Here is a 13,830-nt window from a genome sequence, read left to right on the forward strand (position 1 = left end):
GTCGTAATTCCGCAAGTGCGGGTGAAAAACGGTACTTAGGGCTTATGCTTTAGGAGGGCGCAGGAAGGCTTCGTAGGTATCGGGAAAAGCGTTTTCAGAATACGTGGGTATCGGTGATGAATGCTTGGACAATAAGATATGGTCGGTAGAAATCAGAATGGCGGGTGAAAAGTGTCCGTGACAATGACAGCAGTGGTGGCAATCCCACTTTTGAGAGGAAGGCGCGTCCGAGCCACCGTCGTTAGCCAAGTGTTTTTCAGACTCAAGGCCGTCTAGATGCTGGTGATCTTCATCGAAAGTCACATGCTCAGAACCGGACTGGTGAAGTTGATGCGCGTCGCCCATAGCCAAGCCTGATTGAAGAACAATCAGCGTCAGCAAAAAGTATGTCAGGGCACGTTTTAACATTGTTTCTGGTTTATCCAGTCTCTAAGTCAAGTTTAATAATTGGCTATCATAGCAAAAGAATACGCCGTGCGCCGTTTAATACGACCAGCCCAATGATAATCCCTATGACCAAATCAGGTATTTGAGACTCGGTTACCGCCACTAGGATACCGGCTGTGATGACGCCGACATTGGCGAGCACATCATTCGCCGAAAATATCCAGCTTGCCTTCATGTGGGCACCCTGGTTACGCGATTTGAAGATCAACATGAGGCAAGTAATATTCGCTGCCAGGGCCACTGCGCCCACACTCATCATAAGTGTCGAAACCGGCTCGCTCCCATAGATCACACGTCTAAGCACTTCGAGTAGGACACCCAAACCAAGGGCCAGTTGCAACCAACCGGAGATATGGGCCGCTTTAATTTTAAGTTTGGCTGCCTTACCCACCGCAAACAACGACACGCAGTAGACCGCTGCATCGGCAAACATGTCCAGTGAATCAGCAATTAGACCTGTAGACTGCGCTACAATTCCCACTCCAAATTCAAGTATAAACATGATTGCATTAATTGTCAGCAACCATCGCAAAACTCGCGATTCTCGTGCTTCATCAGACTTTGCCGCTTTCATAACCTTTTGAACCGCCTCTCGGCCCACCGATTCAAGTGAGATCAAGGTTGCTCCAAGCCCAACAGACGCCATGGCCTTTTCCACTGGTGTCGCCATATTCGAGTGATAAACACGCACGCTGCGATTAGGGATGTCGAATTCTAAGTTGACGGCTTCACCTAATCTCGAAAACGCGGTGCGAATCAGGTTTTCTTCAGATGGACAATCCATTTTAGGGACGTGAAACACACTCACATGGCTCGCAGCCTGCGTAAGGTTTTCCATTTCTGGTTTGGGCTGGGATGGCGCTGTGTGATTGTCGTTGCAGCCACAGCGAGTCATGGAATCTGACATAGTTGGCTCTTGTTACATAGATTGCGCAAGGTTACACTCTATAGTAACTATAGAGTCAAGGTGAAAGTCTATGAAAATTGGCGAGCTCGCAAAACTCAGCGGCTGTTCGATCCAGACAATTCGCTACTACGAGAAAGAAGGCTTAATCTCGGCACCTGAACGTACCGAAGGGAACTTCCGGGTGTATAACGCAGTTGCATTAGAAAAACTGGCCTTCATCAAGAACTGCCGTGCACTGGACCTGACATTAAGTGAGATTAAACGCCTAATATCGTTACAACATTCACCAAGCACCCCATGCGAAGCGGTAAATGAGATGATTGATATGCACTTACTGGTTGTGGAGTCGCGCATCGAGGATTTACAAAATCTTCATGGCGACCTCAGAAAGCTACGACTTAAATGTGGCAATGCGAGGTCTGTCGATCAGTGCGGCATATTGGGTGAGTTGTCGCCAAGACCTCAGCGCTCGTCTACACGTATTTAAAGGAAATAAACGTGACAGACGTTGACCAATATGTGCGAGCGGCAACACGTGAGAACACCCGTTTAAGTTACCGTGCGGCTGTCGAGCATTTCGAGTGCCAATGGGGTGGTTTTCTCCCCGCTACGGCCGATAGTGTGGCTCGCTATTTGGCGGATTATGCAAAAACCTTGTCTGTAAATACGCTACGTCAGCGGCTAGCCGGTTTAGCGGCTTGGCATCTTGATCAGGGCTTTCCCGATCCCACCAAAGCACCGCATGTGAAAAAAGTGTTAAAGGGCATCGCCGAATTGCACCCGGTTGTTCAAAAGCAAGCTAAACCGATTCAGCTCGACCAGCTAACGCAGCTGGTGAATTCTTTTGACGGTTTTATTACAACTGGCTCGCCAAAAGAAGCGTTGCAATCGATCAGAGATAAAGCCTTATTGCTGATCGGTTTCTGGAGAGCTTTTCGCAGTGACGAATTAGCCCGTCTCTGTGTGGACCAGTCTTTCGTTCGATTAATCGGTGGGGGCAATTATCCGAAGGCGCACTGCATCCCGCCAGCATCATCGGCATCATTAAGCAGTGCTGTTCGCGAGCCGAGATTGACGAGGCCAACCTGTTTAGCAGTCACTCGCTGCGAAGAGGTTTTGCCACCTGGGCTAATGCGCAGGGCTGGGACACGAAATCCCTGATGGAATACGTGGGTTGGAAAGATGTGCAATCGGCAATACGTTACATTGACGCACCCGATCCATTTTCTCAGTATCGTAGTGGAACTGGAAAGGTATCTGTGCCGATCGAACGAGACGAACAACAACCCCTACAATCGCTTTTGGAAGTTCTTCTTATTCTCGAACCTTATAGCAAGCTGTCCAAGCGTACTGAAAAAGCAAAAAATTTGATCGAACGGCATTGCTTGTCACCGTGGGCGATGAAAAAGATCGATTCAGAAGGAAGGAAGTACGAAATTACGGTGGAGTATATTGATGGTGATTTACTGGATGAAATTCTGGATGAACTGCTTCATCAAATGCACCAGATCGCGTCAGCGAATCAATGCATGCTAGAGGTAAGCATTTACGATCCTCGCACCAATAAACACTGGGATTAACAAACCCCCGTTTTTAAAGGCAATTTAAGATATGAGCAGTCTGCATGAAACCGCCTATCCACGACTGCGCAGCACCATCACCGATAAAGAACTCAAGGAGTATTACACCCCAACACCAGAAGAATTAAAACTGATCGCTTCGGAAAAAAAGCCGATCTTACGTTTCGGCCTCATTCTGAATCTGAAATTACTTCAGCGACTCGGTTACTTTGTGCCCCTGGCCTCAGCGTCACCCTCGATCATGAAACATGTGCTTGACGCCATAGGTATCAAACGGCCAATTACTCTTAAACAGCTTAAAGACTATGATCGATCTGGGTCTCGATCACGTCTGCAACAGCAATTGAGGGAATATCTCGGCATAAAGCCATTCGGTTTAAGCGACCAGCCGTGGCTCGCTCAAATTGCTGAACACGCGTCAGAGACCAAGGAAATGCTCGCGGACATCATCAACGTAATGCTTGAGGAGTTGGCGCGTCACCATTACGAGCTGCCGGGATTTACAGTACTCAAACGAATCGCTCGTGCAGCGAGGAATAAAGTCAATGAGGAATGTTTTCGTGAGATTGGCCGAAACCTATCGCCGGAAGCCAAACAAAAAATTGATGAATTATTGAATCCTTCCGATGGCGCTTACAGTGCCTGGAATATCCTCAAACGTGAACCCATAAAGCCGGGTAACAAAGAAGTTCGAAGCTATCTTCAACATGTTCATTGGCTTCAAACTTTAGGTGAAACCCTCCCCGAAGTCGATGTTCCTGTCGCGAAATACAGTCAGTTTGCCCTGGAGGCTCGTTCGTTAACCGCCCCCGAAATGGCGCGACTCAAAGTCAACAAGCGTTATGCACTTGCTGTAATATTAATTCGCCAACAACACAGCAAAGCCTTGGATGATGTAGCCAATCTTTATATCAAAATGCTGCGAAGTATGGAGGCCAGCGCACAAGCTGCACTGAATAAATACATTTTGGAGCACCAAAAGCAAATTGATACCTTGATCGCAAAATTTCGAGACGTTCTTATCGCGTACGATCAAGATTCTGAAAAATCAACTAAGCTGCAAGCAATTGGTAGTGTCTTGGGCGAAGACGCCAGTTCGCTGATAGATCGATGCAATCAGCACATCGCCTACGCCGGAAACAATTATTACCCCTTCATGTTGAGCAATTACCGGCAGAAACGCGCTTTGCTTTTCAATTGCCTGGATATATTGGATTTGCAATCGACGTCCAGTGATACCAGCGGCACGTCACTACTCAATTTGCTAAAGAGCTTGCGCAGTACTCGATCCGAATTTATCAACGAAGAGGCGCTGAACCAGCATTTGCCGGAGCCATTCGATACCACTAGGCTCACAGAAAAATGGCGTAAGTTGATCTTGTCAAACACGAAGAATGACGCCGGAGAAGCTGAACGACTTTTCCATAGAAAATACCTAGAACTCTGGTTGTTGTTACATATAAAACATGAACTCTCTTCAGGTGATTTGTTTATTCCATTCAGTGCCGAATTTGATGACTATAGAGAGCAGCTGGTCGATGATGAAACTTTGGATGAAGAATTATGCGATTATAGTGAACAAGTAGAAATGCCGCTGAATGATGCGAATTTGTTTGTTTCAAACTTAAAGAAGGAGCTGACAGAACGATCAAAGCGGGTAGACGAGCGATTTCCATCCAACCTTCACGCATCGATTAAAGAGGGCAAACTGTCGATCAGCCCAATAAGGAGTGAACAACCACAGGCCGAACTGCAAAAGCTCGATGCTCTGATTACGGAAAATCTTCCCGAAGTGAGCATCACTGACATCCTGACCGACACGGAAAAGTGGCTTGGTCTGCATAAACTATTTGGGCCGCTGTCAGGGAATGAATTGCGTATTGATGAACCAGAAAAGCGCTTCATCACCACGTTATTTTGTTATGGCTGCAATCTTGGACCTGTTCAAACGGCCAAGTCTGTGAAGAATATGAGCCGTAAACAAGTTGCTTGGCTCAATCTTAGACATGCTTCCGAAGATCGTTTGGACAAAGCGATCACCCAGGTCGTTAACGCTTACAATAAATTTGATCTGCCTAAATACTGGGGCAGCGGGAAGCACGCGTCAGCTGATGGGACGATGTGGGACTTGTATGAACAGAACCTGTTAACGGAGTACCATATTCGCTATGGCGGTTATGGTGGTATTGGCTACTACCATGTTTCCGATACCTACATTGCTTTGTTCAGCCATTTTATTCCGTGCGGTGTCTACGAAGCGGTGTATATTCTCGATGGCCTGATGAACAACAAATCCGACATTCAACCCGACACTTTACACGGCGATACGCAAGCCCAAAGTTATCCAGTGTTTGGTCTATCGCACTTGCTGGGTATAAACCTTATGCCTAGAATTCGCAACATTCAGGATTTGCTGCTTTTCAGGCCGGACAATCGCTATCGTTACAAAAATATTGAGTCCTTGTTTGCCGGGAGTATCGATTTCAAATTAATCGAGCGGCACCTTCGAGATATGTTACGTGTGGTCATCTCAATTAAAAAGGGCAAGATTACAGCTTCGACTATCTTGCGACGACTCGGAACTTACAGTCGTAGAAACAAGTTGTATTTGGCTTTTAAGGAGCTGGGAAAGGCGATAAGAACTCTCTTTTTATTGCGCTATATCGATGAAATTGAGCTTCGAAAAACCATTCAGTCAGCCACCAATAAAAGTGAGGAATTTAACGGTTTTATCAAATGGCTTTTCTTTGGAGGGGAAGGCATCATTGCTGAAAACGTCCGCCATGAGCAAAGGAAAATCGTTAAATACAACCAGCTTGTCGCGAACATGGTGATCCTCTACAACGTGGAAAAAATGACACATGTTCTGAAGGGCTTGTCGAGAGAGGGTGTGGTAATCAACAAAGAGCTACTGAATGGGCTCTCACCATACCGAAATTCCAATATCAATCGCTTTGGTGACTACAATCTGGACATGGAAAGAGAGGTTCCGCCGTTGGATTTTGGGATCAAGATACTGGAACCAGAATAAACGTAAAAAACCATTAATATCAATATGTTAACGTCATTTTGGCGAATTTTTCCAGAATGACGGCCGACCCTCTTGTAGAGCAACCCAATGATCTTTAGCTATGGCCAACTGTGTGGTATCTCACATATGCTGCAGGGTCGCTAGCCTGTTTGGAAGCTATTGATGCATATCTTGTCTGCTTCAAATTTGAAGCATAAAGTGTCCAAACTGGACACTTTATGGGTAAGCCGACAAAAAACAAGAGCTTAATTTTGTATTTGGTGCCCAGGAGAGGACTTGAACCTCCACGCCCTTGCGAGCACTAGCACCTGAAGCTAGCGTGTCTACCAATTTCACCACCTGGGCAAGTCAGTGTTGGCGGGTGCCAAACGCTGAGGACGCGCACTATACGACCAGTTTTTTGGCTTGTCAACGCCTGCTCGCTGAAAAGTGACAATTTCTTCTCATTACCGCCAAGTTGATGTTTTTGTGAGCATTTTGGGTGTTGTTAGAGATCTTCTGCCCTTGTTATTGGTTTGAGCTTACTGCTTTTAAGCCAGTAACTTTGCGGCGGTGATTTGGCCGATTAGAATTCCCTGGCGTGTGACCCACAGCGTCTGCTGGGAGGTGAGTTGCAGGGCTTGCTTGACGGCGCTTTCATTGGCGCTGATGTCTATTTGATTGCCGGCCGGCTGCATGATTTGGTGCACGGTGCAGTAGACGAGAGCTCGGCGCGCCCACTGGGTGAGTTCATCCAGGTTCTCGACATCGTGCCCCGTTGTGCGGCGGAAGTTGTTGTTAACCAGTTGCGCACGGTAGGTTTCTTCTTGATTCATTAATTGGTAGATGTCGGCGCTGCCAACACTGCCTACCAATTGGTGGTCGGATGCAATAACCGGCACCCGCGCTAACTCCTTGCGGTTTAAAAGGTTTTGCAGGCGCTGTACAGACCAGCCTTCGTACGCGCAATCTACCTCTGGTGATAGATACTTTTCGATATAAGCCGTCATTGTTATCCCTTTTTACCACAGTGTAATCGCCGGCCGGTTTATTGCCAATAGACGGCTAAGCCGCTCGAATTGGGGCGAAGCGGCGCTGCCCATTGGGAGTTTAAGGAGAGGTAGTAGTGTTCTGTTGGGGTAATGTGCCGTTAGGCCGCGCCTGTGGCTATTTTTAGCTCGGTGCTGTATGCTTCGCGGCCTTTTCCAAGTGCCGCTTTCCGAGCAATTCATCCCGAGCAATATGCCATGAAATTTACTGAACTGGGCCTCGGCCCCAACATTCAAAAGGCCGTTGCCGCCCAGGGTTATGAAACCCCAACGCCGATTCAGGCGCAAGCCATTCCCGCTGTGTTAAAAGGTCGGGATGTGATGGCGGCCGCCCAAACGGGCACAGGCAAAACGGCGGGTTTCACCTTGCCGATGCTGGAATTGCTCGGTGGTAGTAGTGCCCGACCTAAAGCCCAGGCTAAAGGCAACCCAGTGCGTGCATTGGTGCTTACCCCCACCCGCGAGCTGGCGGCCCAGGTCGGTGAGAATGTGGCGATTTATAGTCAGCACATGCCGATTAAGTCGACAGTGGTTTTTGGCGGGGTAAAAATTAACCCGCAAATGATGCGGTTGCGCGGCGGGGTGGATATTCTGGTTGCTACGCCGGGGCGGTTGTTGGACTTGCATCAGCAGGGCGCACTCCATTTTAAAGATTTGGAAATTCTCGTGTTGGATGAAGCCGATCGTATGCTCGATATGGGTTTTATTCACGATATACGCAAAATTTTGAAATTGCTGCCTGATAATCGTCAAACCCTGATGTTTTCAGCCACCTTCAGCAAAGACATTCGCGAGCTGGCAAAATCTTTGGTGAATGATCCTATCGAGGTGTCGGTTAGCCCACCCAACAGCACCGCCAAGCGCGTAAAGCAATGGTTGTGCCCGGTGGATAAAAAGCAAAAAGCGCCGTTGTTAATTCATTTAATTGAGAGCAACGATTGGCAGCAGGTGTTGGTGTTTAGCAAAACCAAGCACGGCGCGAACAAATTGGTAAAACAATTGGACGCCGCCGGCTTGCGTGCAGCGGCCATTCACGGCAATAAAAGCCAAAACGCTCGCACAAAGGCGCTGGCCGAGTTTAAACAAAGTAAAGTGCGGGTTCTGGTTGCTACCGATATTGCCGCGCGCGGTTTGGATATTGATCAGCTGCCTCAGGTTGTCAATTTTGATTTGCCCCAAGTAGCTGAGGACTATGTGCATCGCATTGGTCGCACTGGGCGCGCCGGCGCCGAAGGGGCGGCCGTGTCACTGGTATGCGCCGATGAAATTGATATGCTGCGCGAAATTGAGCGGCTGACAAAAACAATTATCCCGCGCGAAGAGCACGTTGGTTTTGAGCCTATACATACGCTGCCGGATTCCAGTCTCGATGCCCGGCCGCGCCCGTCGCGCAGCCCCAAAAAGCCGCGCCAAAACCGCCCCAACCGGCAACAGACAAAAGGCGACGGTCGCGGCCAGTCGCAAAAACCGGCGGCCAAGTCCGGCAAGGGGCCGCTGGCCAAAAAGCCCGGTGGAAATAGTTCGGGTAAAATTAGCAATTCGCGCCGCCGCTCGGGTGCCAACTCTAAGCCTAAAGGGCCGCAGGGTTCCGGTGGCAATAGGGGCGGGCAGTAGCTGCCAAAGCGGGCCGTACAGTAAAGGCAGTCAATGCGGTTGTTCGTTGGATATTGGGTATTTTTGAGGGCTCACAGTGGATAAAAACCTACAAACCGAAATCGAAGCGGCGGCTTTTCGCCGTTTATTAGCACACTTGGATGAGCGCAAAGATGTGCAGAATATCGACTTAATGGAGTTGGCGGGCTTTTGCCGCAACTGTTTGGGTAAGTGGTATCAACAAGCGGCGAGTGAGCGCGGTGTTGAACTTGACAAAGAACAGGCGCGCGATGTGATTTATAAAATGCCCTACGCCGAGTGGAAAGAAATGTACCAAACGCCCCGCTGATAAAAACCTTTATCACGACCACTGAGTAATATCTACGCAAGGCATCGTTAGGTGCCTTTCTGTTCTGTCTATCACCTTACCAGCCAAACTCGCTGTTCGAGTACCTCGGTTGGCGCCGCTTTTTGGCGTCCAAAATGGCGCTTGATTGGATTGTCGTCCAATTATTGGGTTCTGTACAAAAAACATGCTATACATGTCTGCGAGTTATCTCAGGGGTTATAAGGAGAAGCTCTGACACTAGTGGTCCGTGCGATTAACTCTGTAATTTTTAGAGTGCCTGTAATGATGCGACTCGGCGTTGCGTCTCACCACTAGTAGACGGTTTAATTTCGTTGCCCACACAAGGATCAGGAGGCAAGGCATGCTATTCGTGACTAATCGCACCCCCGAGCAATCCGCCCGCTCGCGCACCAATCGCAACATCAGTTTTGATTATCAAAATACCGCTGTTTCGCAGTATCTGTATTTTTGTGAACGCACAGGTCAGGATCAATATACCGAGATTAAAAGCAAGGCATTCTTTGGTCGGTTAAAACAGCTGCCCGAAAAGGTTCAGCTGCTGCTGTATGTGCACGGCTTTAATAATAATATGGAGCCGGATGTTTTTACCAACGCCGAAAGGTTGCAGCGGTTGATGGACGCCCATTCTCCGGAGTTGGTGTTGGTTGTGCCTTTAATATGGCCCTGTGATGACGACTCAGTCGCCGCGTTTGCCGATGATTACTGGGATGACCAAGACGCAGCCGATGCCAGCGGTTTGGCTTTTTCCCGTATGCTGGGTAAATTTGATGACTGGCGCCGCGACCCGGCTCAACAGCAAGAGCCCTGTTTGCGGCGAATGAATATACTGGCTCATTCAATGGGTTCGCGGGTGCTGAATAACGCATTGCGAGAATGGGCCGAGAAACACTCGGCCGGAAATATGCCCCAGCTTTTTCGCAACGTTTTTTTAGTGGCGGCTGATTTAGAAAATGAAATTTTAGAGCAGGGGAAGAGTGGTCGCTATATTGTCGATTCGGCCCGCAACACCGTGGTGTATTTTGCCAGTGACGACTACGCTATGCCCGCCTCTAAAATTGCCAATGTTCGCCACAAGGTGCTGTCGCGCCGACTCGGGATGACCGGCCCGGAAGATTTAACCAAATTGCCTACCCGTGTGTATGAGGTTGATTGTGATGATTTTAATAATCGCTTTGACCGCAAAGGCCACGCTTATTTTCTGGACGACGCACATGGTGTTGCCAGCCCGGTGATTGAGCACATAGCCGCCGCCATAGATGGCGGGCGTGTGTCGCCGGCAAACCGCAGTGTGGTCTTAGTGGCACCGCCGGCTGGGTAGGGCGGGCCGCGCGTCGGGCCATAACTTACCTTTTACAGTCACTTTATTGTTGTATAGAGCCTGATAAACTATCGAAGTTTTATTGGCGATGTTCACAACGATGGGTGTCAAGACATGTACGATGGCGAAAGAATCAATAGCATTACTCACCTTATCGGGGCTGTTTTGGCTTTGGTGGGGTTTGGCGCACTGCTTACAATCAGTATTCAACAGTGGGATGCGGCACTGATTGCCAGCTTCGCTGTGTTTGGTGTGACGTTGATTTTGCTCTACACCATGTCCACGCTCTACCACAGCTTCCGCTCCCCGCGGGTGAAAGCGGTGTTTCGCAAGCTCGACCATGTGTGCATTTATTTACTGATTGCCGGTACCTACACACCTTTTATGATGGTGACGATCGGCGCCACCACCGGTTGGATTATGCTGGCAGTGATTTGGGGCTTGGCGCTGGCGGGTTTACTGCTGGATATACTGCCGAAAAGGCGCATTAAATGGCTGCAAATACTGATCTACCTGGTGATGGGGTGGGTGTGTGTGGTGGTGTACAAGGATTTGGCCGAAGGGTTTCCGGCGGCGGGCCTGACTTGGTTAATTGCCGGCGGTATCACTTATACCGTAGGGGTGGTTTTCTATGTGCTCGATGGCCTTAAAAAATTAAAATATGCTCACGGTATTTGGCATATGTTTGTATTAGCGGGCTCCTTTTGCCACTTTATTTCGATTGTCGCATACGTGCGCTGATGCGGGCAGTTGACCTCAGGGCTTAATAATACCGCCCAATGCGAATATTGTTTATCGCATTGGGCGGCTAGTTACACGATAGCCCCGCTTAGTGGGCCTGTATATTGCCGCAGTCAGTGCCCAACCATTTGCCGCTGTGCTCTACGGTGATTTGTTCCAGTTTGCCGTTAATTTCGGTGGTGGATTGCGATTGCCCAGCGTAGTGCTCATCGCTGTGAAAGGTTACTGAACCTGATCCGTTGTTTTTTTCGCCATCACAACTAAAATTCAACACGGTTTTACCGTCGACTTTGCTTACCTCGTCGGTCTGACAATCGTTCTTTTCCGAAACGGTAAACTGGCCTTCAGCCGCGCGCTCAGGGCTCAGGCAAGTTTTAAATGTTTGCGAGTCCAGGTCAAAATCGAGCCCTTGCGATTTCAGCATGTTTGCCATCATTTGCTTTTGGGCTTCAGGTAGTTGTGCCAGCTGTTGGCGCACTTGTTCCATTTGTTTTTCGAGCTCACCGCTCTCGGTCGAAAAATCAATGCTGTTTTGCCACAGCCCCGGTTTAATGGTGGGCGTCTCGGCGTGGATGGGTAAGGCGGCTACAGTCAAAGCACAAGCGAATAACAACGGATAAGCTTTCATACAAATGTCCCTAAGTTATGTGAATGTAAATTTGTTAGTTTTGTTGGCAGGCTGAATCTGCCGGTTTATCGTCCTGGCGGGCGCGATTAATAGCCCGCTGCCAACCCTCAAGCATGGCGCAGCGCTCGGCCGGGTTAATGGCCGGCTCGCAGCGTCGCTCTAGTTGCCAGTCGGATGCGATATCTTCCAGGCTGGGGTAAATTCCGAGTTGCAGGCCCGCCAAACGCGCGGCGCCCAGTGCTGTGGTCTCAATTACGTGGGGTCGCTCGGCCGGAGTGTCGGTAATATTCGTAAGAGTTTGCATTAGCCAATTGTTGGCAATCATGCCGCCGTCGACCCGAATAGTGTCGGGGCGGTGGCCGGCATCGGCGGTCATTGCCTGCAGTAAATCGTGGGTTTGGTAGCACACCGCCTCCAGGGCGGCACGGGCAATTTCGGCCCGACCGCTGTCGCGCGTTAGGCCGCAAATAACCGCTCGGGCTTGCGGTTGCCAATGCGGTGCGCCAAGGCCGGTAAAAGCCGGTACTAAGTACACGCCTTTATTGGATGATAAACTCGCGGCTAGTACTTCGGTGTCACTGGCATGGTTGATTATGCCGAGCTTATCTCGCAGCCATTGCACGGTGGCGCCGGCCATAAAAATAGAACCCTCCAGCGCGTATTGTGGTTTGCCGTTTAAGCGATAGGCGACTGTGGTCAGTAGGCGATTGCGGGAGGTTCTGGCGTCACTGCCGGTGTGCATCAGGGCAAAACAGCCAGTGCCGTATGTGCTTTTGATCATGCCCGGTTTAAAACAGCCTTGGCCAACCATGGCGGCATGCTGATCACCTGCCACACCGGCAATAGGTAAATGTTGCCCGCCCAGGCCTTCGATGGCTAAGCCAAAGTCGGCGGCGCAATCGTATACCTCGGGTAAAATACCCGCCGGTATGGCAAAAGCGTCGAGCAGTGTTTGATCCCACCGCTGGGTGTGGATATTAAACAGTAAGGTGCGTGAGGCGTTGGTGGCATCGGTAGCGTGAACTTTACCGCCGGTTAATTGCCAAATCAGCCAAGTATCCATGGTGCCAAAGGCCAGCTCGCCCGCTTCGGCTTGTTGGCGAGCGCCCTCGACGTGGTCGAGAATCCAGGCGATTTTAGTGGCGGAAAAGTAGGGGTCTAGCAGTAGACCGGTGCGCTCGGTAATATCGGCCTCCTGATCCGCCGCTCGCATTGTCTGGCATTGCTTTGCTGTGCGCCTGTCTTGCCAGACAATCGCAGGGTAAATCGGCTCGCCACTGGCGCGGTTCCAAACCACAGTGGTTTCGCGCTGATTGGTAATGCCTATACCGGCCACCCCTGTGCCGGGGGGTAGCTTTGCCAGTGCTTCGCGGCACACCGCTGAGGTCACCCGCCAAATTTGTTGCGGGTCGTGTTCTACCCAGCCGTCGGCGGGAAAGTGTTGATCAAACTCGCGCTGTGCATCGCTGACGATATCGCCATTGGGCGCGAACACAATTGCCCTGGAGCTGGTCGTGCCTTGGTCTATGGCTAATATATGCTGATCCATATGTCGCTGTCGCCGGTCAAATAAGTGTACGCATCCTGTGAATCTCTCCTGCAAGAGCTTAGCGCGACTTGCCGGCGGCGACAAATGTCGAATCCCGTATAGTGGGGCTTATGTCGGCTGTGTCACTTATTGGCAGCGGTCATTAGAGCCCGTTTGGGTTAAAGATTATTCAGTCTGGCTCAAATACCCTATAATGGGGAAAATTTATTTCTCAGACCCTATTGGAGTCTTTCTTTTGAGTAAAAACCGAGTTCCGCCTGCGGATCCATACGCCGATCGTGAGGCGAAAAAATACGACAACCCCATTCCCAGCCGCGAGTTAATCCTCGAACTGCTGGATCGCCAGCCCGGCCCTTGCACCCACCCCGAGGTGGCTGACTTGCTGGAGCTGACTTCCGAAGAAGATGTTGAGGCGCTACGTCGCCGTTTAATCGCTATGGCCCGCGACGGTCAATTAATCAGCAATCGCCGTGGCGCCTATGCCCGCGTTGATTTAATGGACCTGGTGCGAGCCCGAGTTCAAGGCCATCGCGATGGCTACGGCTTTGCTATCCCCGCCGAGGGCGGCGATGACATCTATTTGCATAACCGCCAAATGCGAAAAGTGTTTGATGGCGACGAAGTACTCGTGCGTTTGC

Annotated in this window: 14 protein-coding genes and 1 tRNA gene; 9 read left to right on the forward strand and 6 right to left on the reverse strand. The window is 50.0% G+C overall.

From position 1 onward, the window contains the following. Positions 1–42 precede the first annotated feature (42 nt). Positions 43–345, reverse strand: coding sequence for a hypothetical protein (locus tag Q4526_RS10875; protein ID WP_303609626.1), 303 nt, complete (start codon positions 343–345; stop codon positions 43–45). A 109-nt stretch (positions 346–454) separates the two neighbouring features. After that, entirely contained in the window at positions 455–1,342 is an 888-nt protein-coding gene (locus Q4526_RS10880; RefSeq protein WP_215977122.1) for a cation transporter, read from the reverse strand. 82 nt (positions 1,343–1,424) lie between these two features. Here Q4526_RS10880 and cadR point away from each other — a divergent pair, with 82 nt between their 5' ends. The 4 genes from cadR to Q4526_RS10900 are packed head-to-tail and all read left to right on the forward strand — an operon-like array spanning position 1,425 to position 5,965. Beyond that, entirely contained in the window at positions 1,425–1,841 is a 417-nt protein-coding gene (cadR, locus tag Q4526_RS10885; protein ID WP_018416679.1) for a Cd(II)/Pb(II)-responsive transcriptional regulator, read from the forward strand. A gap of 11 nt (positions 1,842–1,852) precedes the next feature. Continuing rightward, a complete protein-coding gene (locus tag Q4526_RS10890) occupies positions 1,853–2,515 on the forward strand; it encodes a hypothetical protein (protein ID WP_303609627.1) in 663 nt (220 codons plus the stop codon). Further along, on the forward strand, positions 2,440–2,934 hold the full coding sequence (locus Q4526_RS10895; RefSeq protein WP_303609631.1) for a tyrosine-type recombinase/integrase: 495 nt from the start codon (positions 2,440–2,442) through the stop codon (positions 2,932–2,934). Before Q4526_RS10890 ends, Q4526_RS10895 begins: the two co-directional genes overlap by 76 nt. Positions 2,935–2,965: 31 nt before the next feature. Then, the gene (locus Q4526_RS10900; RefSeq protein ID WP_215977099.1) at positions 2,966–5,965 is read left to right on the forward strand and encodes a Tn3 family transposase; all 3,000 of its coding nucleotides are present in this window, start codon (positions 2,966–2,968) and stop codon (positions 5,963–5,965) included. 258 nt (positions 5,966–6,223) lie between these two features. Here the strand turns inward: Q4526_RS10900 and Q4526_RS10905 are convergent. Continuing rightward, positions 6,224–6,310: transfer RNA gene (locus Q4526_RS10905), tRNA-Leu, on the reverse strand. Between the two features lie 185 nt (positions 6,311–6,495). Beyond that, positions 6,496–6,954, reverse strand: coding sequence for a CBS domain-containing protein (locus Q4526_RS10910; RefSeq protein ID WP_215977100.1), 459 nt, complete (start codon positions 6,952–6,954; stop codon positions 6,496–6,498). A gap of 237 nt (positions 6,955–7,191) precedes the next feature. On the opposite strand from Q4526_RS10910, the gene Q4526_RS10915 reads away from it, so the two are divergent. The 4 genes from Q4526_RS10915 (at position 7,192) to Q4526_RS10930 (ending at position 11,015) form a co-directional block, all read left to right on the forward strand. Continuing rightward, on the forward strand, positions 7,192–8,607 hold the full coding sequence (locus Q4526_RS10915) for a DEAD/DEAH box helicase (RefSeq protein WP_215977101.1): 1,416 nt from the start codon (positions 7,192–7,194) through the stop codon (positions 8,605–8,607). Between the two features lie 76 nt (positions 8,608–8,683). Then, complete coding sequence (locus tag Q4526_RS10920) at positions 8,684–8,935, forward strand: DUF1244 domain-containing protein (RefSeq protein WP_215977102.1); 252 nt, start codon at positions 8,684–8,686, stop codon at positions 8,933–8,935. 361 nt (positions 8,936–9,296) lie between these two features. Next, positions 9,297–10,274, forward strand: coding sequence for an alpha/beta hydrolase (locus Q4526_RS10925; RefSeq protein WP_215977103.1), 978 nt, complete (start codon positions 9,297–9,299; stop codon positions 10,272–10,274). 114 nt (positions 10,275–10,388) lie between these two features. Continuing rightward, positions 10,389–11,015, forward strand: coding sequence for a hemolysin III family protein (locus Q4526_RS10930; protein ID WP_215977104.1), 627 nt, complete (start codon positions 10,389–10,391; stop codon positions 11,013–11,015). An 88-nt stretch (positions 11,016–11,103) separates the two neighbouring features. On the opposite strand, the gene Q4526_RS10935 is transcribed toward Q4526_RS10930, so the two are convergent. Together Q4526_RS10935 and glpK are read right to left on the reverse strand one after the other, a co-directional pair. Next, entirely contained in the window at positions 11,104–11,643 is a 540-nt protein-coding gene (locus tag Q4526_RS10935; RefSeq protein ID WP_215977105.1) for a DUF3617 domain-containing protein, read from the reverse strand. A gap of 34 nt (positions 11,644–11,677) precedes the next feature. Continuing rightward, positions 11,678–13,192, reverse strand: a complete 1,515-nt coding sequence (gene glpK, locus Q4526_RS10940; RefSeq protein WP_215977106.1) for a glycerol kinase GlpK — start codon at positions 13,190–13,192, stop codon at positions 11,678–11,680. Between the two features lie 235 nt (positions 13,193–13,427). Between glpK and Q4526_RS10945 the strand changes: the two genes are divergently transcribed. After that, the coding region (locus tag Q4526_RS10945; RefSeq protein WP_303609628.1) for a winged-helix domain-containing protein at positions 13,428–13,830 on the forward strand (403 nt) is incomplete at its 3' end.

The sequence above is a fragment of the Gilvimarinus sp. 2_MG-2023 genome, from assembly GCF_030547685.1.
Classification (GTDB): Bacteria; Pseudomonadota; Gammaproteobacteria; order Pseudomonadales; family Cellvibrionaceae; genus Gilvimarinus.

Coding starts and splice junctions, on each gene's coding strand:
- Q4526_RS10875 (WP_303609626.1), bottom strand. CDS start 345: ATGGGCGACGCGCATCAACTTCACCAGTCCGGTTCTGAGCATGTGACT.
- Q4526_RS10880 (WP_215977122.1), bottom strand. CDS start 1,342: ATGACTCGCTGTGGCTGCAACGACAATCACACAGCGCCATCCCAGCCC.
- cadR (WP_018416679.1), top strand. CDS start 1,425: ATGAAAATTGGCGAGCTCGCAAAACTCAGCGGCTGTTCGATCCAGACA.
- Q4526_RS10900 (WP_215977099.1), top strand. CDS start 2,966: ATGAGCAGTCTGCATGAAACCGCCTATCCACGACTGCGCAGCACCATC.
- Q4526_RS10910 (WP_215977100.1), bottom strand. CDS start 6,954: ATGACGGCTTATATCGAAAAGTATCTATCACCAGAGGTAGATTGCGCG.
- Q4526_RS10915 (WP_215977101.1), top strand. CDS start 7,192: ATGAAATTTACTGAACTGGGCCTCGGCCCCAACATTCAAAAGGCCGTT.
- Q4526_RS10925 (WP_215977103.1), top strand. CDS start 9,297: ATGCTATTCGTGACTAATCGCACCCCCGAGCAATCCGCCCGCTCGCGC.
- Q4526_RS10930 (WP_215977104.1), top strand. CDS start 10,389: ATGTACGATGGCGAAAGAATCAATAGCATTACTCACCTTATCGGGGCT.
- Q4526_RS10935 (WP_215977105.1), bottom strand. CDS start 11,643: ATGAAAGCTTATCCGTTGTTATTCGCTTGTGCTTTGACTGTAGCCGCC.
- glpK (WP_215977106.1), bottom strand. CDS start 13,192: ATGGATCAGCATATATTAGCCATAGACCAAGGCACGACCAGCTCCAGG.